The 19,277-nt window shown below is 42.8% G+C and carries 20 protein-coding genes and 1 tRNA gene; 15 read left to right on the top strand and 6 right to left on the bottom strand.

What is annotated here, in order from left to right:
• Nucleotides 1-28: 28 nt before the first annotated feature.
• The 3 genes from LC586_RS18530 to psbX all read right to left on the bottom strand — a co-directional run bounded on the left by LC586_RS18530 (nt 29) and on the right by psbX (nt 1,919).
• Nucleotides 29-589 carry a TolB family protein gene (locus LC586_RS18530; protein WP_229486203.1) on the bottom strand — a complete coding sequence of 187 codons (561 nt, stop codon included), beginning with the start codon at nt 587-589 and terminating at the stop codon, nt 29-31.
• Nucleotides 590-636: 47 nt separating this feature from the next.
• Nucleotides 637-1,554: a Ycf66 family protein gene (locus LC586_RS18535; RefSeq protein WP_229486204.1), complete on the bottom strand. Its 918-nt coding sequence runs from the start codon at nt 1,552-1,554 to the stop codon at nt 637-639.
• A 245-nt stretch (nt 1,555-1,799) separates the two neighbouring features.
• Entirely contained in the window at nt 1,800-1,919 is a 120-nt protein-coding gene (gene psbX / locus LC586_RS18540; RefSeq protein ID WP_174709687.1) for a photosystem II reaction center X protein, read from the bottom strand.
• A gap of 259 nt (nt 1,920-2,178) precedes the next feature.
• Here psbX and LC586_RS18545 point away from each other — a divergent pair, with 259 nt between their 5' ends.
• The gene (locus LC586_RS18545; RefSeq protein ID WP_229486205.1) at nt 2,179-2,472 is read left to right on the top strand and encodes a YggT family protein; all 294 of its coding nucleotides are present in this window, start codon (nt 2,179-2,181) and stop codon (nt 2,470-2,472) included.
• Nucleotides 2,473-2,572: 100 nt separating this feature from the next.
• Here the strand turns inward: LC586_RS18545 and accC are convergent, their stop codons facing one another.
• On the bottom strand, nt 2,573-3,916 hold the full coding sequence (gene accC, locus LC586_RS18550) for an acetyl-CoA carboxylase biotin carboxylase subunit (RefSeq protein WP_229486206.1): 1,344 nt from the start codon (nt 3,914-3,916) through the stop codon (nt 2,573-2,575).
• Between the two features lie 519 nt (nt 3,917-4,435).
• Between accC and LC586_RS18555 the strand changes: the two genes are divergently transcribed.
• The 8 genes from LC586_RS18555 to LC586_RS18590 all read left to right on the top strand — a co-directional run bounded on the left by LC586_RS18555 (nt 4,436) and on the right by LC586_RS18590 (nt 12,305).
• Nucleotides 4,436-4,518, top strand: a tRNA-Leu gene (locus tag LC586_RS18555).
• A 259-nt stretch (nt 4,519-4,777) separates the two neighbouring features.
• A complete protein-coding gene (locus tag LC586_RS18560) occupies nt 4,778-5,401 on the top strand; it encodes a chorismate lyase (RefSeq protein WP_229486207.1) in 624 nt (207 codons plus the stop codon).
• Nucleotides 5,402-5,585: 184 nt separating this feature from the next.
• Complete coding sequence (locus LC586_RS18565; RefSeq protein WP_229486208.1) at nt 5,586-6,161, top strand: Uma2 family endonuclease; 576 nt, start codon at nt 5,586-5,588, stop codon at nt 6,159-6,161.
• 127 nt (nt 6,162-6,288) lie between these two features.
• Nucleotides 6,289-6,867 (top strand): Uma2 family endonuclease, encoded by a 579-nt coding sequence (locus LC586_RS18570; protein WP_229486251.1) that lies wholly within the window; start codon nt 6,289-6,291, stop codon nt 6,865-6,867.
• A gap of 87 nt (nt 6,868-6,954) precedes the next feature.
• Complete coding sequence (locus tag LC586_RS18575; RefSeq protein WP_229486209.1) at nt 6,955-7,518, top strand: Uma2 family endonuclease; 564 nt, start codon at nt 6,955-6,957, stop codon at nt 7,516-7,518.
• Nucleotides 7,519-7,971: 453 nt separating this feature from the next.
• Entirely contained in the window at nt 7,972-9,738 is a 1,767-nt protein-coding gene (locus LC586_RS18580) for a DUF3352 domain-containing protein (protein ID WP_229486210.1), read from the top strand.
• Nucleotides 9,739-10,224: 486 nt separating this feature from the next.
• Nucleotides 10,225-11,283 carry a c-type cytochrome biogenesis protein CcsB gene (gene ccsB / locus LC586_RS18585; protein ID WP_229486211.1) on the top strand — a complete coding sequence of 353 codons (1,059 nt, stop codon included), beginning with the start codon at nt 10,225-10,227 and terminating at the stop codon, nt 11,281-11,283.
• Between the two features lie 713 nt (nt 11,284-11,996).
• Nucleotides 11,997-12,305, top strand: coding sequence for a KGK domain-containing protein (locus LC586_RS18590; protein WP_190937299.1), 309 nt, complete (start codon nt 11,997-11,999; stop codon nt 12,303-12,305).
• 140 nt (nt 12,306-12,445) lie between these two features.
• Here the strand turns inward: LC586_RS18590 and LC586_RS18595 are convergent, their stop codons facing one another.
• Nucleotides 12,446-12,655: a MerR family DNA-binding transcriptional regulator gene (locus tag LC586_RS18595; RefSeq protein ID WP_229486212.1), complete on the bottom strand. Its 210-nt coding sequence runs from the start codon at nt 12,653-12,655 to the stop codon at nt 12,446-12,448.
• Nucleotides 12,656-12,976: 321 nt separating this feature from the next.
• On the opposite strand from LC586_RS18595, the gene tilS reads away from it, so the two are divergent.
• From tilS to LC586_RS18610, 3 genes are read left to right on the top strand one after another with little or no spacing between them, the layout of a single operon-like run.
• On the top strand, nt 12,977-13,963 hold the full coding sequence (tilS, locus tag LC586_RS18600) for a tRNA lysidine(34) synthetase TilS (protein ID WP_229486213.1): 987 nt from the start codon (nt 12,977-12,979) through the stop codon (nt 13,961-13,963).
• 30 nt (nt 13,964-13,993) lie between these two features.
• A complete protein-coding gene (locus LC586_RS18605) occupies nt 13,994-14,293 on the top strand; it encodes a type II toxin-antitoxin system HigB family toxin (RefSeq protein WP_229486214.1) in 300 nt (99 codons plus the stop codon).
• Complete coding sequence (locus LC586_RS18610; protein WP_229486215.1) at nt 14,277-14,678, top strand: helix-turn-helix domain-containing protein; 402 nt, start codon at nt 14,277-14,279, stop codon at nt 14,676-14,678. The genes LC586_RS18605 and LC586_RS18610 overlap by 17 nt, the downstream gene beginning before the upstream one ends.
• A gap of 56 nt (nt 14,679-14,734) precedes the next feature.
• Here LC586_RS18610 and hmpF read toward each other — a convergent pair whose 3' ends face one another.
• Nucleotides 14,735-16,495 (bottom strand): pilus motility taxis protein HmpF, encoded by a 1,761-nt coding sequence (hmpF, locus tag LC586_RS18615; RefSeq protein ID WP_229486216.1) that lies wholly within the window; start codon nt 16,493-16,495, stop codon nt 14,735-14,737.
• A 379-nt stretch (nt 16,496-16,874) separates the two neighbouring features.
• Between hmpF and LC586_RS18620 the strand changes: the two genes are divergently transcribed.
• From LC586_RS18620 to LC586_RS18630, 3 genes are all read left to right on the top strand, one after another.
• The gene (locus LC586_RS18620) at nt 16,875-18,053 is read left to right on the top strand and encodes a response regulator (RefSeq protein ID WP_229486217.1); all 1,179 of its coding nucleotides are present in this window, start codon (nt 16,875-16,877) and stop codon (nt 18,051-18,053) included.
• Nucleotides 18,054-18,360: 307 nt separating this feature from the next.
• Nucleotides 18,361-18,726, top strand: a complete 366-nt coding sequence (locus LC586_RS18625; RefSeq protein WP_069073698.1) for a response regulator transcription factor — start codon at nt 18,361-18,363, stop codon at nt 18,724-18,726.
• 13 nt (nt 18,727-18,739) lie between these two features.
• The gene (locus tag LC586_RS18630) at nt 18,740-19,270 is read left to right on the top strand and encodes a chemotaxis protein CheW (RefSeq protein ID WP_100898751.1); all 531 of its coding nucleotides are present in this window, start codon (nt 18,740-18,742) and stop codon (nt 19,268-19,270) included.
• The last annotated feature ends 7 nt before the right edge of the window (nt 19,271-19,277 follow it).

Here is a 19,277-nt window from a genome sequence, read left to right on the forward strand (position 1 = left end):
CCTAACTCCTAACTCCTAACTTTCTCCCCTACGGAGGTGAACCTACGGTTGCACCATTAGGAATATCTAACTCAATATTTGGCCCTCGGTCTAGGACTTCAATATCCCACTGACCACGACTAGCGGTTTCAAAAACAACATAACGTCCATCTGGGCTGATATTTGGTTTTCTGACCCAGCCGCGATAGGTTGGTGTGACGATTTGCGACTGTTGCGTAGCGCGATCGTAAAGCGCCACCACTGGTCTACCTTGGTCGCTAGTAAGATAAGCAATGTAACGCCCTGTATAGCTCAAGCTAGGACTTTCAGCAATTGTCTCCGCTCGGTTTATGCCTGGTGTGCTAATAAACAGTTGCCTCTCCACATCGAAAACCAGTAGCTGCTGATTACCATTCCGATTAGATACAAACGCTAAAAAGCGCCCATTTCCACTCAAAGCAGGTTGCTCCTCGGTGTAGCGACTGTTGAGGGAAGTAGGCCCTATAGGAATATTGTTAGAACCACAAGATGCAAGCAAACTAGTTAAACTAAAAACCAGGCTCCAATGAATTGGTCTTTGGAGCCAAAATGTAGGCGTAAATTTTTCCACCTCAACTGTTTTCCGTCGCCTTTAAACCTACTTCCACATCAACTCTTTTAAACATCGTCATCAAGATCGGTCGAATTATCTCGCCCCTCACTTGGCATTTCAACCGGGTTGTATGGCACATAATCAGTTGGGATCGCCTCATCATCTTCGCGCGGTCTTCGAGGAGTTGAGTCAGTTGGTGGACGACGCCTTCTTGGTCTGGGAGCAACATCATCTTCACGATTTTCTGGACGCCCAGACCCGTTATTATTACGGCGAGAAGGTTTTCTGACTTCCCCTTCCGAACTTTCCCAATCATCAACTTGCCTAGATGAAGAACCCCAATTTTCTTCTTCAGAGCTTTCAGAAGGGCGATTCACAGGACGGCCAGAAGTCCGCCGCCGCGTTCTATCAGCTGGAGCCTGTCTTTCACTACTGCTGCTGTTGCGGCGTTCTGAACGGCGGGGGGGTTGCTCTTCGTAGTAATTATCACGAGTGGAAATCTCATCCCTGCTACCCCGAATCCGGGCACGCACGGGGCGTTCCTCCTCGTCTTCATAAGGCAATGGATCTAAGTCTGCATCCATTTCAGCTTGATACTTTCTGCGATCGTTGTACGAATAGCGATCGCTAACCGGTCGGTCTTCGTCCACAATCGGAGTGTTACGCTTTGCTTGCTGGGTAGCTATACTCCGCAGACGAATACTTTCAACTGCAAAAAACACAGTTGTGCCAACTAAAAGCAATTGACCAAATTGTAGAATCGGGTCTAACCGCCATCCTTGAAACACGAGAATGAAGCCGCAGAGCAAGCCGACTGCTGCAAAAAAGATATCTTGATCTCGTGACAATTCTGGACGCACAGTGCGGAGAAAATACAGTGCTGCCCCAGCCACAGCCAGGAAAATTCCTAGAATACTGGCTGAGTTTGCCCCAAAATTTACCTGAGCCAGAAAACTGGCTGAGTTCAGCCCAAAATTTATCATTGCTATTTTCCCAATATCAAATCTATGTTAGCGAGTCACAATTAAAATCACTACTGTAATTAGAGACGATATATTGAAGCTTCAAAGCCTCTGGCAAAGAAGCTCTGAAGCTGTTCACCGAAAAATTAAAAAACCTATGTCTGTCAGCTACAACTGCCACTAGCGGCAAACACTGCTGCTTTTAGTGCAATTATAAATACCTGACAGACAATCGGTTATGAGAGTTGAATTAACTCTCACAAGCATTATGAACGCTGGATTTTATCTTTTTGGCTAATGAAAATTAGACCAACCGTAGCGGGGATTACAACAATTGCAGTACCCCATAGCAGACTCCAAAGAAAATTTGCTAAAGAAGGCGTCATACTTCTAAACCTTTTTTTACACACTTCATCCTAATTTTAATAGTGTATTACTTTCTTGAGAAGCCTCTAACTCTGAACTGCCAAACTTGGTAACTGCTGTGAGCGAGTTTGCTTTTGTATTGCACAAGGAAATGGCATCATTTGGTTAAAATGATGATAAGAGTGCTTTACAAAGCTTCAAATTTTGTGGCGTTAGCGAAGCGCGGCTTGCCGTTCGCCTAAGTTTTTCTTTCTTTACGATAGATAGTATCTTAAACCAATGACTGGTGTTGACCTGACTGCTTGGATTCTTGGCCCTGTGTTAGGGCTGATGACATTTTTATTTATATTTCGGATCATTCTCACTTGGTATCCGCAAGTGAATCTGAATCGTTTGCCCTTTAATTTAATAGCTTGGCCTACCGAACCATTTTTAGTGCCATTGCGAAAACTGGTACAACCTATAGGCGGAGTGGACATTACACCTATTATTTGGGTTGGTATCTTCAGTCTGGTGCGAGAAATATTACTAGGTCAACAAGGATTGCTGACTATGCTATCTCGTATTAATTAGGGATGGGGCATTGGGAATGGGGCATTGGTTATTAATTTTTGTCCCTCACTCCCTCACTCCCTCACTCCCTCACTCCCTCATCTCCCCACTCCCTACTCCCCTAGCCGTTCATCTCCTGGACAAAACTTGTATAGACATTACCCTGCAAAAATTGTGGAGTTTCCATAATTCTTTGATGAAACCCAATGGTGGTGGGTAGTCCAGTGATGGCACATTCCCGGAGTGCGCGTTTCATGCGGTTAATGGCAGTGGGTCGGTCTGGGGCCCAAACAATTAACTTGCCGATCAAAGAATCGTAGTAAGGCGGGATTTGGTAATCTGTGTAAACGTGGGAATCAATGCGAACACCAGGGCCTCCAGGGGGGAGATAGCCACTTATCCGTCCCGGAGAAGGGCGAAAGTCGTGATCTGGGTCTTCAGCGTTGATCCGGCACTCAATCGAATGACCCCGCAAAACTACTTGCTCTTGGGTAAGTTTAAGTCTTTCCCCTTGGGCAATCCGAATTTGTTCGGCAACCAAGTCTATTCCAGTAATCATCTCTGTTACAGGATGTTCTACTTGAATCCGGGTGTTCATTTCCATAAAGTAGAATTTACCGGATCTATCCAAGAGAAACTCGATAGTACCCGCCCCACTGTAATTAATGAATTGGGCAGCTTTGACAGCAGCTTGTCCCATTTTCTCACGCAGGTCTTGGTCGAGAGCCGGACTTGGTGCTTCTTCTAGTAGCTTTTGATTCCGGCGTTGAATTGAGCAATCCCGTTCGCCTAAGTGGATGACATTACCGTAGTTATCCGCCAAAATTTGAAATTCGATGTGGCGGGGACGTTCAATAAATTTTTCTATGTAAACGCCAGAATTACCAAATGCTGCTCCTGCTTCGCCTTGGGCTGCTAAGAAAAGTTTGACAAATTCATCTTCAGAACGAACTAGGCGCATACCCCGTCCACCACCCCCGGCTGTGGCTTTGATCATCACTGGATAGCCGATATCCTTGGCGAATTTTAATCCTTCTTCCTCGGATTCTACCAACCCCTCAGTACCTGGTACTGTTGGAACTCCAGCTTTTTGCATGGTTTCTTTGGCAGTGGATTTATCCCCCATCAGCTTTATAGCTTCTGGAGTTGGGCCGATAAAAGCAATATGATGGTCGGCACAGATTTCCGCAAACCGGGCATTTTCTGCCAAAAAGCCATAGCCTGGATGAATCGCAGTCGCATTGCGTGTCAGTGCGGCAGCAATAATATTGGGAATATTCAAATAACTTTTACTGCTAGCAGGTTCGCCAATGCAAACCGCTTCATCAGCAAGTTGGACGTGGAGAGCATTCCGGTCAACGGTGGAATGAACCGCGACTGTCGCAATCCCCATTTCTTCACAGGCGCGGAGAATACGAAGGGCGATTTCTCCCCGATTGGCAATTAATATTTTGTCAAACTTCATTTTTTAGTTTCGATATCATTACCAGTAGATTGACATTTTCTCTGATCCAACTTGAAACGACGCCTTCGCATTATTTCAAATTATCACAGGAGATTCGCCACCCTGATTCTAAGCAAACTTCCATATTGCAGGCTTGCTGCCTCTACGGGTCTTACTAGACTAACAACATTGCTGCTGTAAGTCTTAGCTAGCTTACCAAACTGGGTTTTTGCGACGCCGATAGCGAACGCGAGTGCGTCTCCAAGAGTTGCGTTAACGAGTATTCGTACCCCTACGGGGATCTTGCTACGCGCAGCGTCTCGTAGAGAGCGTCATAGCCCGTCGTAGACATCGCCTACGGTGGATCGCACCGCACCTCCCACAGTCGCTCTACTCTTTTTAATATCACTTGTGCAGATGCTAGATTTCTGTCAGTCTGATACAGCCTTGAGGAAATTTATATTTTTGAGAAATATAACTTTAGATATCACCTTACTATAATTATTTTCTTATGCTATAGTCTATCTTTAGACAAGCCGTGCGGATGTGGCGGAATTGGTATACGCGCACGCTTGAGGTGCGTGTGGGCAATGCCCTTGCGAGTTCGAGTCTCGCCATCCGCATATTTTGTTGATTAGTCAAGGGTCAATAGTCAAGGGTCAATAGACCTTAGACTGTTGACCCTTAAATCTAGAGGGTCATTAGTCATTAGTCATTGGTCATTGGTCAAAGGACAAAGCGCAAAATCTCTTCTTGCGAAATTAGACGCTTTGCGGCTTGCCCAGGCATCAGAAATTTGTAACAGAGGACAAATGACAAATGACAAATGACTCTATGGTTTTTTATGCTTTTATAGAGATACGTGAAGTTTTGTAAAAAGCATTGACTATTACTTTTACGCCGACAAACAACTTAACACTGCCAGCAGCTTGGCATCGCCTCACTCCGATTTGGCAAGGAGGGGAGGAAATAATTCAAAAAAGTTTACCTCATACTCAGCTAGCACCTGCTTGGCAGCTAATGCTTTTGGGTGACGGCTCTCCAACACGTCACCTAGAATTGCTTACAGGTGAGCCTGTAGAAGTAGATGTCATTGATATGTCATTGATTGGCATGGACTTAGATGGCGCTCCTGATTTAATTCAAGCTGTTCCAGGGCCGCGATTACGGCGGCAAGTGTGGCTGCGTACCGCTTCTGGTCAGCGATTAGCCTATGCTACCTCGTGGTGGGAAGCTAGTCATGTAGATGAGTATTTGCAAAATCGTTCATTACCAATTTGGGCGAGTTTAGCTCGTCTTCGCACAGAACTGTATCGGGATGTTCGAGGAATTTACTATGGTGACTCATCGGCGCTAGAGTCTGGTTTTGATGTAACTGGGCCTTTTTGGGGTCGCCATTACTTGTTTTGGCATCATGGACAGCCATTAACCTTAATTTATGAAGTTTTTTCGCCTTATTTAACTAAATATTTGGGAGCTATGCAATTAGATTCCAAATATCAGTAAGAAGGCATAATGTGGTGCGATGGCGTAGGCGATCGCTACCGAGCAAAACCAAGTAGCTCAAATCATACAATGAAATTATCAAATCTGGTAGTAGTGCCGTTAAACTAATAAGTTTTCGGTGAAGGTTTGTCGTTGTTAGGCGATCGCATCCTCTCTAAAATAGAGTCATTCCCCAAGTTCAACCATGATTCCACTCAAAACCCAACTCACCCTCGAAGAATTTCTCGCACTTCCCGAAGGAGATATTACCTACGAACTCATTGATGGAGAAGCTGTTCCCAAATTCAAAAACGATGAGATGGCACCAAAATTTTTTCATAGTTCTATAACAGGTGCATTATTTATACTATTGTCTACATGGGCGCAAGGAAAGGGGCGGGTTGTAATTGAATGGGCAATTAAGCTAACACGAAATCAACAAGACTGGGTTCCTGTAGCAGATTTGACTTATGTTTCTTATAATCGTCTTTCTGCTGATTGGTTGCAAGATGAGGCTTGTCCTGTTCCACCCGAATTAGTCATTGAAATTATCTCTCCTGGTCAAACTTTCGGAGAAATGACAGAAAAAGCCACTGATTATCTAAAAGCTAAAGTTCAACGAGTTTGGATTATTGATTCTAGAGCAAAAACTATTACTATTTTTTATCCTGATATTCTCCCTCAAACCAAACGCGGTACTGATAGTTTAGAAGATTCTTTATTTGAAGGGTTGCAAATTACACCTAAAGAAATCTTTCAACAAGCAAGAATTTCCTACTGATGTTAGCAACAAAGACACGAGGAAAGGTTTAATGAATACTGTTGTGCTAAATCTAGAACCGATTGCTCATTTAAGCGATGAGCAATTTTATCAATTGTGTATTGCCAATCGTGATTTAAGCCTGGAAATGAATGCAACCGGAGAATTAATAATTGTGCCAAATCTAGAACCAATTGCTCATTTAACTGATGAGCAATTTTATCAATTGTGTATTGCCAATCGTGATTTAAGCCTGGAAATGAATGCAACCGGAGAATTAATAATTGTGCCACCAGTAGGAGGAGAAAGCGGAAATCAAGAAGCAGATTTAATTACAGACTTAAATAATTGGAATCGTCAAGCAAAATTAGGGAAAGTTTTTAGTTCTTCAACTATCTTTATACTTCCCAACGGTGCAAAACGTTCCCCTGATGCTGCTTGGGTAAAATTGGAGCGGTGGGAAGCTTTAACGCCAGAACAACGAAAAAAATTTCCGCCACTTGTACCCGACTTTTTGATTGAACTGCGATCGGAGACAGACAGCCTTGCACCGATTCAAGAGAAAATGCAGGAATACATTAAAAATGGTCTACGCTTGGGTTGGCTGATTAATCCTCAAGATCGTCAAGTTGAAATTTACCGATTTTTGAAAGCTGTAGAAGTTGTACAAATGCCAGCGATTGTTTCTGGAGAAGATATATTACCTGGATTTGAGTTGCAAGTATAGGAAGGTTGCAAATTACACCTCAAAAAATCTTCCAACAAGCAAGAATTTCCTACTGATGTTAGCAACAAAGACATAAGGAAAGGTTTAATGGATACTGTTGTGCTAAATCTAGAACCAATTGCTCATTTAACTGATGAGCAATTTTATCAGTTGTGTATTGCCAATCGTGATTTAAGCCTGGAAATGAATGCAACCGGAGAATTAATAATTGTGCCACCAGTAGGAGGAGAAAGCGGAAATCAAGAAGCTGGACTGATCGCTGATTTAGAAATTTGGAATCGTCAAGCTAAATTAGGGAAAGTTTTTAGTTCTTCAACTATCTTTATACTTCCCAACGGTGCAAAACGTTCTCCTGATGCTGCTTGGGTAAAATTGGAGCGGTGGGAAGCTTTAACACCAGAACAACGAAAAAAATTTCCGCCACTTGTACCCGACTTTTTGATTGAACTGCGATCGGAGACAGACAGGCTTGCACCGATTCAAGAGAAAATGCAGGAATACATTAAAAATGGTCTGCGTTTGGGTTGGCTGATTAATCCTCAAGATGCAAGAGTTGAAATTTACCGACTTTTGAAAGCTGTAGAAGTTGTGCAAATGCCAGCAATTGTTTCTGGAGAAGATATACTACCTGGGTTTGAGTTGCAAGTATAGGTAAATGATAAGCCTGACGGTATAGCAAAGCTATATCGCATTGTCCCAAAAAATACTGCACTTGTGAGGTGGGGCGATCGCGTACCCACCCGCCGTAGGCGATCGCATATCGCAACCACATAAAGCCAAGTCGCTGAAATTGAGTTGCAGTTTTGCCCAGTTAGTTATATTCTCAAATTGCTTGGAATAACAGATTTACTTGCGGAAACTTTCCGACAAAAGAATTAATCTCAGGGAAACGTCCTACGAAATTCAAAAAAGCGTGTTAAAAATGGTAACTGAACTAAAAACATAGCTTTTAAAAGACTAAAGAAAGTTGATTACCGAAGTATCATCAACATCTAGGGTGGAAAAATTTAATCTAATTAGCTGCCCTAAAGAATGGTTAAACCTGTTGGTGTACTTGACTAATCAAGCAAGTAATAAGTTTGCAAGTATAAGGTATAGGTTTCAATGGCACCGCCTCTTGTGTCTGTTCCGATGAAGAAAAATAAGAAACCGTCTCTGGTGCTGACGCTCTCGGTTGCTGGGCTATTGATTGGTGCGGGGAGTGCAGCATACTGGTTGTTAAGCCAGAGACAACGATCTTCTAGTGATTTGCTAGTAGGTGCAAATATTATTCCTGGTGATGCCCTGTTTGCGGTTTCTCTGACAACAGATCCCCAGCAGTGGCAGAAATTGCGGGAGTTTGGGACAAAAGAAACCCAAGCAGAACTGGACAAAAATTTAGTTGAATTGCGCGATCGCTTTCTAACTAACAATGGTTACGACTTCCAGAAAGATATCGCTCCTTGGGTAGGCAATGACGTTACGATCGCAATTCTTGCCCCAGCAATAGCGAGTAAAGCTGCACCCAAACCAGTTACCACCAATGAAGATACTGCTAGCGATCAGCAGTCGATGGTAATGGTATTACCAGTGAAAAACCCAGAAATCGCCAAAAACATTTTGGCACAACCTAAAACCCTTAAACAACGCAAATGGATTGACCGTATTTATCAAGGGATCGCCATTAAACAGAGTGAGGGACAAGCAGGAGAAAACTTCTCAGCAGCATTACTAGATGGGCGTTTTTTAGTTATAACTGATAGTCCTAAAGCCACAGAACGAGCAATTGATGCTTACAAAAATCAAACATCCCTAGCCACAACAGGGGGCTTTGCTGAGAACTTTCCAAAAATTGCCGACTACCAACCCTTTGGACAGTTTTATATCAATGTGCCAACAGCAGCTAAAATAGCCGCAGCTTCTCCAAACCGCCCTTTACCTGCTCAAGTTTTGGCTCAACTGCAAAATAACCAAGGTTTAGCGGGGACAATGACCTTAGAGGCAGAAGGAATCCGCTTCAAGGGCGTTTCTTGGTTAAACCCTAATAGTCAACGGGTGCTGGCGGTAGAAAACAAAGCTGGGAAAATGCAAAGCCGCGTACCAGCAGAAACCTTAATGATGCTATCTGGTGGTAACTTACAGAGGTTGTGGGGAGATTACATTTTAACATCTCAGAGAAATCCCCTCTCGCCGATCGCACCAGAACAGATCAGAGGTGGTATAAAATCGCTTACCGATCTCGATTTAGATAAGGATTTGCTCAGTTGGATGAAAGGCGAGTTTTCCTTATCACTAATTCCTACTACTCCAAAACAAGGCTCACCAGATGATTTTCGTGTCGGTTTACTGTTTATGGTACAGACAAGCAATCGCCAATCAGCTGAAGCATCCATAAAACAGCTCGATGAAGTGATGAGAAATCAATACCAGTTCCAAGTCCAACCGGCAAAAGTCGCAGGTCAACCCGTTGTTAACTGGGTTTCACCCTATGGTACTTTAACTGCCACCCACGGCTGGTTAGATGGAGATGTCGCCTTTCTAGTAGTGGGCGCTCCCGTTACTGATAAAATTCTTCCCAAACCTAACAACACACTAGCTAGCACTCTTCCATTCCAACAAACAGTTCCTACAGAACCAAATCCAACAAATGGTCAATTTTTTCTGGATGTCGAACGAACTGTGAAAAATTTCCCTTTACCAACTCTAATTCCCAATCAACAAACTTTGCTAGCTGCAACGCGCTCAATTGGGATGACATCCGCCGTCAGCGACAGTCGCAGTAACATCTACGACATTTTTCTAGCACTCAAAAAAGTTAGGAACACAACTCCCTTGCCTAGTCCAGAAAGTAATAAGAGCAGTTCTGTTACACCACCTACGACTTCTCCATAACAGCAATATGAAAAGTTAGGAGTGATATCATGTCCGCATAAATAGTTATGCTAACCATAGCCATTACACCCCACCCCCAGCCCCTCCCCGCAAGCAGGAGGGGAGACAAAGCTACGCTTTGGCGGGGTGGGGTTCTTCGGGTTTAATAAGCAATCAAGCGGACATGATATGAGTAGTAGAGACGCGATTAATCGCGTCTGTACAGGAGTGAGTAGACGCGATTAATCGCGTCTGTACAGGAGTGAGGAGTTGTACTAATTCTCAAAAATCTTGCCATACAACAATCTTCGCGTCTGGTGTGTCTTTACTTCAGAGCGATATCATCTGTAGCAACCTTAAAAGGAAATGCTATTAAAAATTATTAATTTATAACTCATAACTCATAACTCCTAACTCCTAACTTTCCCCTGTCCCATGACCCTCTAAGCATATAGGATCAGAACAGTCAGAATCCATATTTTAAATCATCCACGGAGAGAAGACTTTATGAATTTGGTTGTACTCCAGAACTGGCTGGACAATGCCTCTTTTGCCATATTATTCCTAACAATGCTCGTGTATTGGGGAGGAGCGGCTTTTCCGAATCTGCCTTATCTAGCCGCTTTGGGGACAGCTGGGATGGCGATCGCTAATTTGTGCATGGCGACTCTACTAGGGGCACGATGGATAGAAGCTGGTTACTTTCCCTTAAGTAATCTCTATGAATCCCTGTTTTTCTTAACTTGGGGAATTACCACCGTCCATCTAATTGCTGAAAGTGGTAGCCGTAGCCGCTTAGTAGGAGTTGTTACAGCTCCTGTGGCAATGTTGATCGCTGCTTTTGCTACCATCACATTACCATCCCAGATGCAAGCGTCAGAACCGCTAGTACCTGCCTTGAAGTCAAATTGGCTGATGATGCATGTCAGCGTTATGATGTTGAGTTATTCTGCTTTGATGGTGGGTTCGTTATTAGCGATCGCTTTTTTAGTTGTGACTCGCGGTCAAAACATCCAACTACAAGGTAGTTCTGTAGGTACTGGTGGCTATCGCAGCAACGGCTACCGCTTAAACAAAGCATCTGAGCTAATTTCTCAACCATCAGCCCCTTCTGCCGAAAATAACGGCTTTGCTCGTTTTGAAACTAGTAGCAACGGCAACGGTAACGGTAACACCGCAGTTTTGGGTTTAGTAACTACCTCTGAGCCTCAAATAGCATCTGCCGAACCTCTTTCACCCCAGCGCCTTAGCCTTGCCGAAACCCTCGACAACATCAGCTATCGCATCATCGGGCTAGGATTTCCCCTGCTGACAATTGGTATTATTGCCGGTGGCGTTTGGGCAAACGAAGCTTGGGGTTCCTACTGGAGTTGGGACCCCAAAGAAACTTGGGCATTAATTACCTGGTTAGTTTTCGCCGCCTATCTTCACGCCCGAATCACTCGCGGTTGGCAAGGGCGTCGTCCCGCAATTTTAGCCGCCACCGGCTTTGTTGTGGTTTGGGTTTGCTATCTCGGTGTGAATCTTTTGGGTAAAGGTTTGCATTCTTACGGTTGGTTCTTTTAGTAACCTCATCCGTAACCCCTCTCCTCTGGTGGCTACCGTCTATACACCAGTGATCGAATTACCCAAAATAAAAGAAAAACCTCACCCTGTCCTATCTTTAATCCCTCTCCTTAATAAGGAGAGGGACAGGTTTGGCGTAGCAAAACCAGGTGAGGTATCTTAGGGGCTGGGCAAAAATCTTAAATTGCATCAAAGACTTGTGTGTACACCATAACCTCTGGCAAAGAGGGACAAAGGAGCAAATTTAAATTTACTATTATTTATCCAACAGAATTCAGGAGTCAGGAGTCAGAATTCAAAATGACTTCTCTACGACTGGCGGATAGCGCAGCGTAAAGCCTTCTCTACGAGAGGCAACGCCTTCGGCATGGCAACGCTATGAGCGAGTCGGCGATAGCGCAGCGTAAAGCCTTCTCTACGAGAGGCAACGCCTTCGGCATGGCAACGCTATGAGCGAGTATTCGAGCGTCGCGTCTGAATAATCGGCGTTTTTGCACCCCCACAAAACAAGAAAATTTGGTGCTTAACAAGAAAGTGGCGGGTCTGAATCCCCGACTGATAGCGTAGCGATAGCGATAGCGTAGCGTCGGAACGAGCGTCAAGATTGCTGACTCCTGAATTCTGATTTCTGAATTCTTCTTCAACTCTTGGGAATTATTTCGGATGAACTGCTAAATCTGTGGAAAGTATAGATTTAGTGACAGGAGATTTTTATGGAAGATGGATTCGAGAGACTAAATCACGATGAAGTTGTGTCTATAGAACCAGACACCTTTAATAAATTAGATATTGCTAAAACTTTTAAAGTCCGTGATTTGATTACAGCAATTAAGGAATATATTGGAGCAGAAGAAACAGATGAGGTAAATTTGTATACCCAAGGATTAAATTGTGAGGTTTTGCAATTCAGTACTCAAGGATGGAAAAAAGGAAAAGTGAGACTTGCTTTAGAATTTTGTCCTGATGAATCAGAATCACCACTTGATGAAATTTTTCAAAAGCTCAAACAAGTAGAAAACTAATACCCAATGAGCAAGGGTACTAAAGTCTGAAAACCTTAGTCTTTTTCTACTAGTTTACAGGTAAAAAATCACAGTCCACTTCAGTGGACTTTGGCTATTAGCCCAGAAATTTATTTCTGGGCGGGCGGAGCCATCGCTTCCTATACAAAAGCTCTAGAATTCAGAAATGGAAAAATTTTTCGGAGAGTGACAGAAGAAGGGTATTCACCCTGTTGTTCTGTCAAATGTCCTAACCACCACAGAGTCATTGCTTTGCTTTGGACATCACCAATGCGTTCGTAGTAACGCAGCGTATGCACACTAAGATTGGTGAGTGCTGCGACTTGCTCAATAGTAAGGTCTTTTGTCATCACAAAAACCAAGGTAGCTCTTAGAGTGCGGTCTAAGTCAAGTTATACCAATTTTAAAAATGATTGTGACAGATGGACAGAGAAAACCCTGATACACTAAGCGGTTTCCAATCCAAAATCTAAAATCCAAAATCCAAAATGGTATTATTTTCTCCCTGATGTTACTATTTGTCAGATGATGCGGTTTTTAACTTCAGTTTGGATCTCCTCAAAATGCTGTTATGTCGGCATAGTCACAGCATATTAGCGATTCGTGATACAAGCAGATGCACGCCGATACAATAGAAAATTATCTGTGTCCGTCTGCGGTAAAAAACCAAAATGGTATGGACTCCTCTACACGCAAAAATCCATCGCACCATCCGATCGCGCCACTTATTTGAGCGCAACCAGCGTCTATTAATCGCTGTCTCCGGCGGACAGGATTCTCTGTGTTTAATAAAATTACTTTTAGATTTACAATCCAAATGGGGATGGGATTTAGGTATTGCCCACTGCGATCATCGTTGGCGTTCTGACTCCGAAGCTAATGCTCATCACGTTGAAAATTTAGCTAAAACTTGGGGTATAGCCTTTTATTTAGAAACAGCGAACGAACCTATAAATAGTGAAGCTGCTGCACGCGATTGGCGCTATCAAGCTTTAAGTGCGATCGCCAAAGCAAATAATTATCAATATATAGTTACAGGACACACCGCAAGCGATCGCGCCGAAACTCTCCTCTACAATTTAATTCGCGGTACTGGTGCTGATGGTTTGCAAGCCCTAACTTGGCAACGCCCGCTAACTACAGGCATTATGCTAGTGCGTCCACTTTTAGAAATTACTCGCACACAAACAGAGCAATTTTGTCAAGAGTTTAAATTACCAATTTGGGAAGATTCCACCAATCAAGATTTGCAATATGCCCGCAACCGCATTCGCCAAGAGTTAATACCATATTTGCGGGAAAATTTCAATCCCCAGGTAGAATCAGCCTTAGCCCAAACAGCAGAACTTCTCCAAGCGGAAGTGGAATATTTAGAAAAATCTGCCCAGGAGTTGCGGGAAGAGGCGATGAACATGGGACATAAAGAAGATTCTCTTCCTCCCTTGAGATTCAATCGTCGGGTATTGCAGAAAGCACCATTGGCACTGCAACGTCGAGTGATGCGTCAGGTGTTGCAGCAAATACTGACTGATGCCCCTAGTTTTGAACACATCGAAAAATTAACGGCTCTAATTATAGCGCCCAACCGATCGCAAACTGATCCATTTCCTGGTGGTGCGATCGCTCAAGTAGAAGGCGACTGGATCTGCTTGAAATAGTTATTTAAAGTCTTTTTGTTATCAGGGACGATGCACATTATTAGTTTTATAATTTTAAGAGAATATGGAGAAAACCATGCAGACTGTCAGGAAGCACTAAGTAATTGGTATAAAGTTGTTACTAAAGCGAAATGGTTAAATTTAGTTGAAGTACAGCAGGTTTTTCCTAAAACTGAAGCTGTTGGTAATTTTACAGTTTTCAATATTAAAGGAAATAAATATCGCTTGATTGTTAGTATAGATTATGAAGGGCAGTTAATTTATATTAAGTATATCCTCACCCATGCGGAATATGATAAGGATAACTGGAAAGATGACCCTTACTTTTAATCCAGATAAATACAAAGAATTATTAACAGCTTATCTTCCCAAGCTGATAAAAAGTGAAGTTGAAAATGAACAAGCTTTAAAGATAGTAGAAGATTTAATGCACCGGGAACGTACCCCAGAAGAAGACGAACTTTATCATTTATTAATTACTTTAATTGAAAAGTTTGAACAAGAATATTATCAGCCAAGCCAGCAGAATAATCCTGTATCTATGTTGTTATTTATTTTAGATGAATCTGAGAGAAGTAGAGATGATTTAGTAGCGGTTTTAGGGACAGAAGATTTGGTTGATAATATTTTAAATGGACAACAGAAAATAAATACAGAACAAGCGCGTAAGCTGGGAGAGTTTTTTCATATAGAATCTAGTTTATTTATGAAATAATAACTAAGTTCGTAGTTCCTACTTGGGCTTTAGCTTGGCTAAAGCCCAAGTACTTGCTAAGACGCTAGTAATTGTGGCTGAGACATTAAACTCTGGAGAGTATGACGCATTTGAGCGATCGCTTGGATTTGATAATAACCAGTTTCCTGGAATTGCTCTAAAGATTCTCCAATTCCTTGCAGCTTTTGCCGTAATCCATCTAAAGAATCCTGAATTGGTTGTAGTGCTTCTTGATAAAGATTCACTCGACCACAGCATTCAGCAGTTGTTCTTCTTAGGGATAGTAAGTTTTCCTCGATCGCTTTCAGTTCTTGGTGCTTTTCATCTAGATCGTGAGTTTGATTGTCAATCATTCCCTGATTTAGCTCAATACCAGAACGAATCTGATCAATCTCACGTTCCAGCTTTTGGATTTCCTGTGAATATTGTTGTCGCTGGGTTTCAATTTGTAACAGAATCGGTTCTAAATTAACTTTATTACCCTCTTCTTCATCAACAACAGTATGTCCTTGTCGCCGTAGCAATACAGCTTGGTGTTGCTTGAGAAACTTTTGATGCTGTAACATATTGCGGCGTTGTCCCACCAAACTGGAGTTTAGCATCTGATAGAGGTCTTTTTCATCCGTTAGTTCCAGTTCCAAATTGATATGGTCATGGTCAGATGCGTGATTTAATTTATTTTGCAGTTCTTCTATAGCTTCTTGTTTATATTTCAGTTCTTGTTCTTGATCGTGAACAAAGCTAGCGTCTATTTCTAACTTATACTGCAAGTCTTGAACTATCTTTTGCAGTTCTTCTAAAGGCATTTTCTCTAAAGCTTCCACATCAGCTTGCTGGCCGAGAACTACACCACCAGACGTTGCGGACAAAGAGTGAATTTGTTGATATAACTCTTCGGCGTTGCGTAACTGCTCTTTGATTATCCGAGCATACTCTTGCTTGCTGGTAAGGTCTGCTGTGTTTATCTGCAATTGGGCTGTTTGCTGGACTAGAGAATTTTGTGCTTGTTGCAGTGCATTTTGGCGATCGCTAAAGGTTTGTGACAATAGCTCGACTTCTTCTTGCTGTTGTGCGATCGCAGTTTTTTGCTCCTCCAGTTTTTGCCAGTGCGGGGTAAGAATAGCTTGCTGCTTTTCGACCAATTCAAAGGCCAGATGGAGGTGTTCTCTTACTGTTTCCGTGGGAGCAACACGACTAGACAAGCGATCGAGTAACTCACTCATTACCCGACTTTGCTCCTCATCTAAAACCGTCCCCTGTGGGAAATCCGCAAGACGTTCCTCCAGACGGCGCTGCTCACCCCGCAAATGCTCCCAAGCGCCTTCCAATTCTAGGCGATTGCGCTCAACTTCTGTTTGTAACCGTTCAATTTCCTGGCGGGATGTGTCAACTTCCTGTTTTTGCTCCTCTAGTTGTTGCAACTCTTCCTCCAATAGTTGCAACTGTTCTGAGCGTACTTCCATGTCCATTTCACGGCGATTCAACTCTTGCGCCTGAAACGTCAGCGATTGCTTCCACTGATCAATTTCATCTTCCTTGAGCTTAAATTTCTCCAATTGGCGGGAAAAATTCTGCAAAATGTTGACTAGTGGCCGCCCTGCTTCTTGAATCCGCTGCACTTGACGATTTGGATTCAGTTCAACCAGTACCAAAGCACCATCATTTAATTTGCTTGCGTCTTCAGCGGCAATCACTTCTTCCGACACAGGACTCCAATTCTGGTCAGTTCGCTGGCAAGCTAGTAGTTTCAGTTCAGTTTTGCCACCGCCACTGAGTAAACCACCTTTCTGTTTTTGTACTTCTGCTAAATACAGCACACCGTTAGTCCTTATTGATGCACTTAAAGTTTATGTTTTGGGATATACCTTAAATAATTCTGTTAACTTCTCTCACTGAACCGAAGTTTAGGAGAACAAGACAGACAAAACTATAGACGCCAGATATTACGTCTTGATATTTATAAAAGCGAGTTGGTCGCGCCTTTATATTTTGTACTGATGACAGTGATGATGACTTCCGTGTTAACACTAGCTTTGTCAAAGTGTATTACGAAAGATTAAACTTTATAGCTGAATCTATAGCAATTCTCCTTTGGATGCAACAGATCGTAGGGAACATTGCTTGTATGTGTCAACTTAAGCCCAAACCCATTTAAAAATAATATTAACCGCATTAGAAGGAGTATTTTTTAGCTAAATGCAGGGAAATTTAAATGAAATTGATATTTGCAGTATCTTGCAATTGATTGAGTTGGGACAACGAACTGGGCAGCTATGGGTGAGAGCTACTAGCTCTCACCATAACAACAAACTGAGTGGAGAGGGAGCAAGCATTTATCGCCTCAAACAACAGTCTTGGTTCGTCTTTTTCCTCAATGGTCAAATTATCTATTGCCAAGAAGGTGAGAGTAGTTTATCCAGAATTAACGATTATTTACGTCATTATCGAGTCGAGATGCGACTTACCGACAAACAAATTGCCTCTTTATCATCAACCGACGCGCCAGAGTATGCTTATCTGTGGGCACTCTTGGAGCGAAATATTATCAACCCCAAGATAGCTGGTAGTATCATTCACGGCTTGGTACATGAAACCCTCTTTGACCTGCTGAGTTTACACCAAGGGAACTTCATTTTCCATCAGGGTGCGGCACTTGCCCCGCAATTAAACACTTTCGAGATTGCTCCATTTGTTACAAAAATTACGAAGCAGGTGCAAGAGTGGAAGCAACTGTATCCACACATTCAGTCTCCAGAACAATTGCCAGTACTATCTGACAAAGTTCAGCTACAATCCTCCCTACCAGAAGCAACTGTGGAGAAATTACAACATTGGGCTGATGGTAAAACATCCTTGCGTCAACTAGCTCGCTATCTCAACCGAGACATTTTGACAGTCGCTAAGGCAATATATCCATACGTGCAACAGAGTTGGTTACAGCTAGTATATTCAGTTACGACTGAACCAGATCCCCACACTGATAACGGGGAATTGAAGGGAAAACACAGGGGGCGAATAGTATGTATTGACGATGCGATCGCCATCGGTGAAACTATAAATTCCATCTTACAAGCACAAGGTTATGAAGCGATCGCTCTCACCAATCCTTTAGAGGCACTGAGTCTGGTTTTTCAACTAAAACCGGATTTAATTTTATGCGACATTGCCATGTCGGAATTGGAGGGGTACGAGGTTTGCGCCATGCTGCGACATTCAACAGCATTTCGGCTCACACCAATTATCATGCTCACTGGTAAAGATGGATTTATTGATCGAGTCAAAGCTAGTATGGTCGGGGCAACAGATTATTTAACAAAACCATTTACAGACACTGAGTTACTTATGCTCGTAGAGAAATATATCAACAACCAATGAAAATTGGGGATTGGGGACTGGGGATTGGGCATGGGGCATTGGGCATTGATCATATCTCCCTCATCTCCCTCATCTCCCTTATCTCCCTCATCTCCCTCATCTATGGAGCATATAAAGTGATCCAAGATTTGTTGATCTACTAAAAGATGAGTTAAAAGATGTTATCACAGAGTCAGCCAACTTAGTGAAACGTCAATATCCAGGAAAATAGTGAGAACATACAATTAATTTATACAGTTAATACTTGCGGGGGAATCAAAGAATGTTCCAAATAGGAACGTTTACATCAGGGGGTAAATAGACACTTATGAGTACAGTTCTGATTGTGGAAGACAGTATCGCGCAAAGGGAGATGATTACAGACCTCCTGAAAGCAACTGGCCTAACAGTAACCCATGCCAGTGATGGATTAGAAGCATTGGAGGCAATTCAAATAGCACCTCCCGATTTAGTGGTATTGGATATTGTCATGCCCCGAATGAACGGCTACGAAGTTTGTCGGCGCTTAAAATCCGATCCAAAAACCCAAAATGTCCCTGTGGTTATGTGTTCTTCCAAAGGCGAAGAATTTGATCGCTATTGGGGCATGAAGCAGGGTGCAGACGCTTACATAGCCAAACCTTTTCAACCAACCGAGTTGGTGGGAACAGTCAAACAACTGCTGCGAGGATAAGGACAAAAGCAATATGGTCAGCAAACCGGACTTTTTAAGTGGCAGTGGTCAAGACCATTTCCGACCAGAATTACAAGTAGAAAGTCCTGAAGGTGAGTTACATTTGAGGTTTTACATTCCCTCGCATCAGGAGTTTGCACTACAAGCAACTGGCATTCGGGAGGTAATTGAACTAAGTCCTGATAGAATCACTCCGATTCCTAATGCTTCTCCTTTACTTTTGGGTACTCTAAATTTACGAGGTCGAGTTATTTGGGTAGCTGATTTGGGTCAATTTCTTGGGGAAGCAAGTGCATTAAACACGGATAGAGCTGAAATTTCGGTGATTGCCATTGAAGAGCAAGACACAATAGTGGGTTTAGCAGTAGAGGAAATTGGTGGCATGGACTGGTTGGATGTCCAGAATCTCATGCCACCAACTAGTGTTCCAGATACTATGGCTCCCTTTTTACGTGGAGAGTGGTTATTAGATGCTAAAAACAATCAGTGTCTACGACTGCTCGATCAAATGGCAATTTTACGGAGTGCTAGGTGGGCAGGATGAAATTGGA

This window comes from Nostoc favosum CHAB5714 (assembly GCF_020829495.1).
GTDB classification, from domain to species: domain Bacteria; phylum Cyanobacteriota; class Cyanobacteriia; order Cyanobacteriales; family Nostocaceae; genus Nostoc; species Nostoc favosum.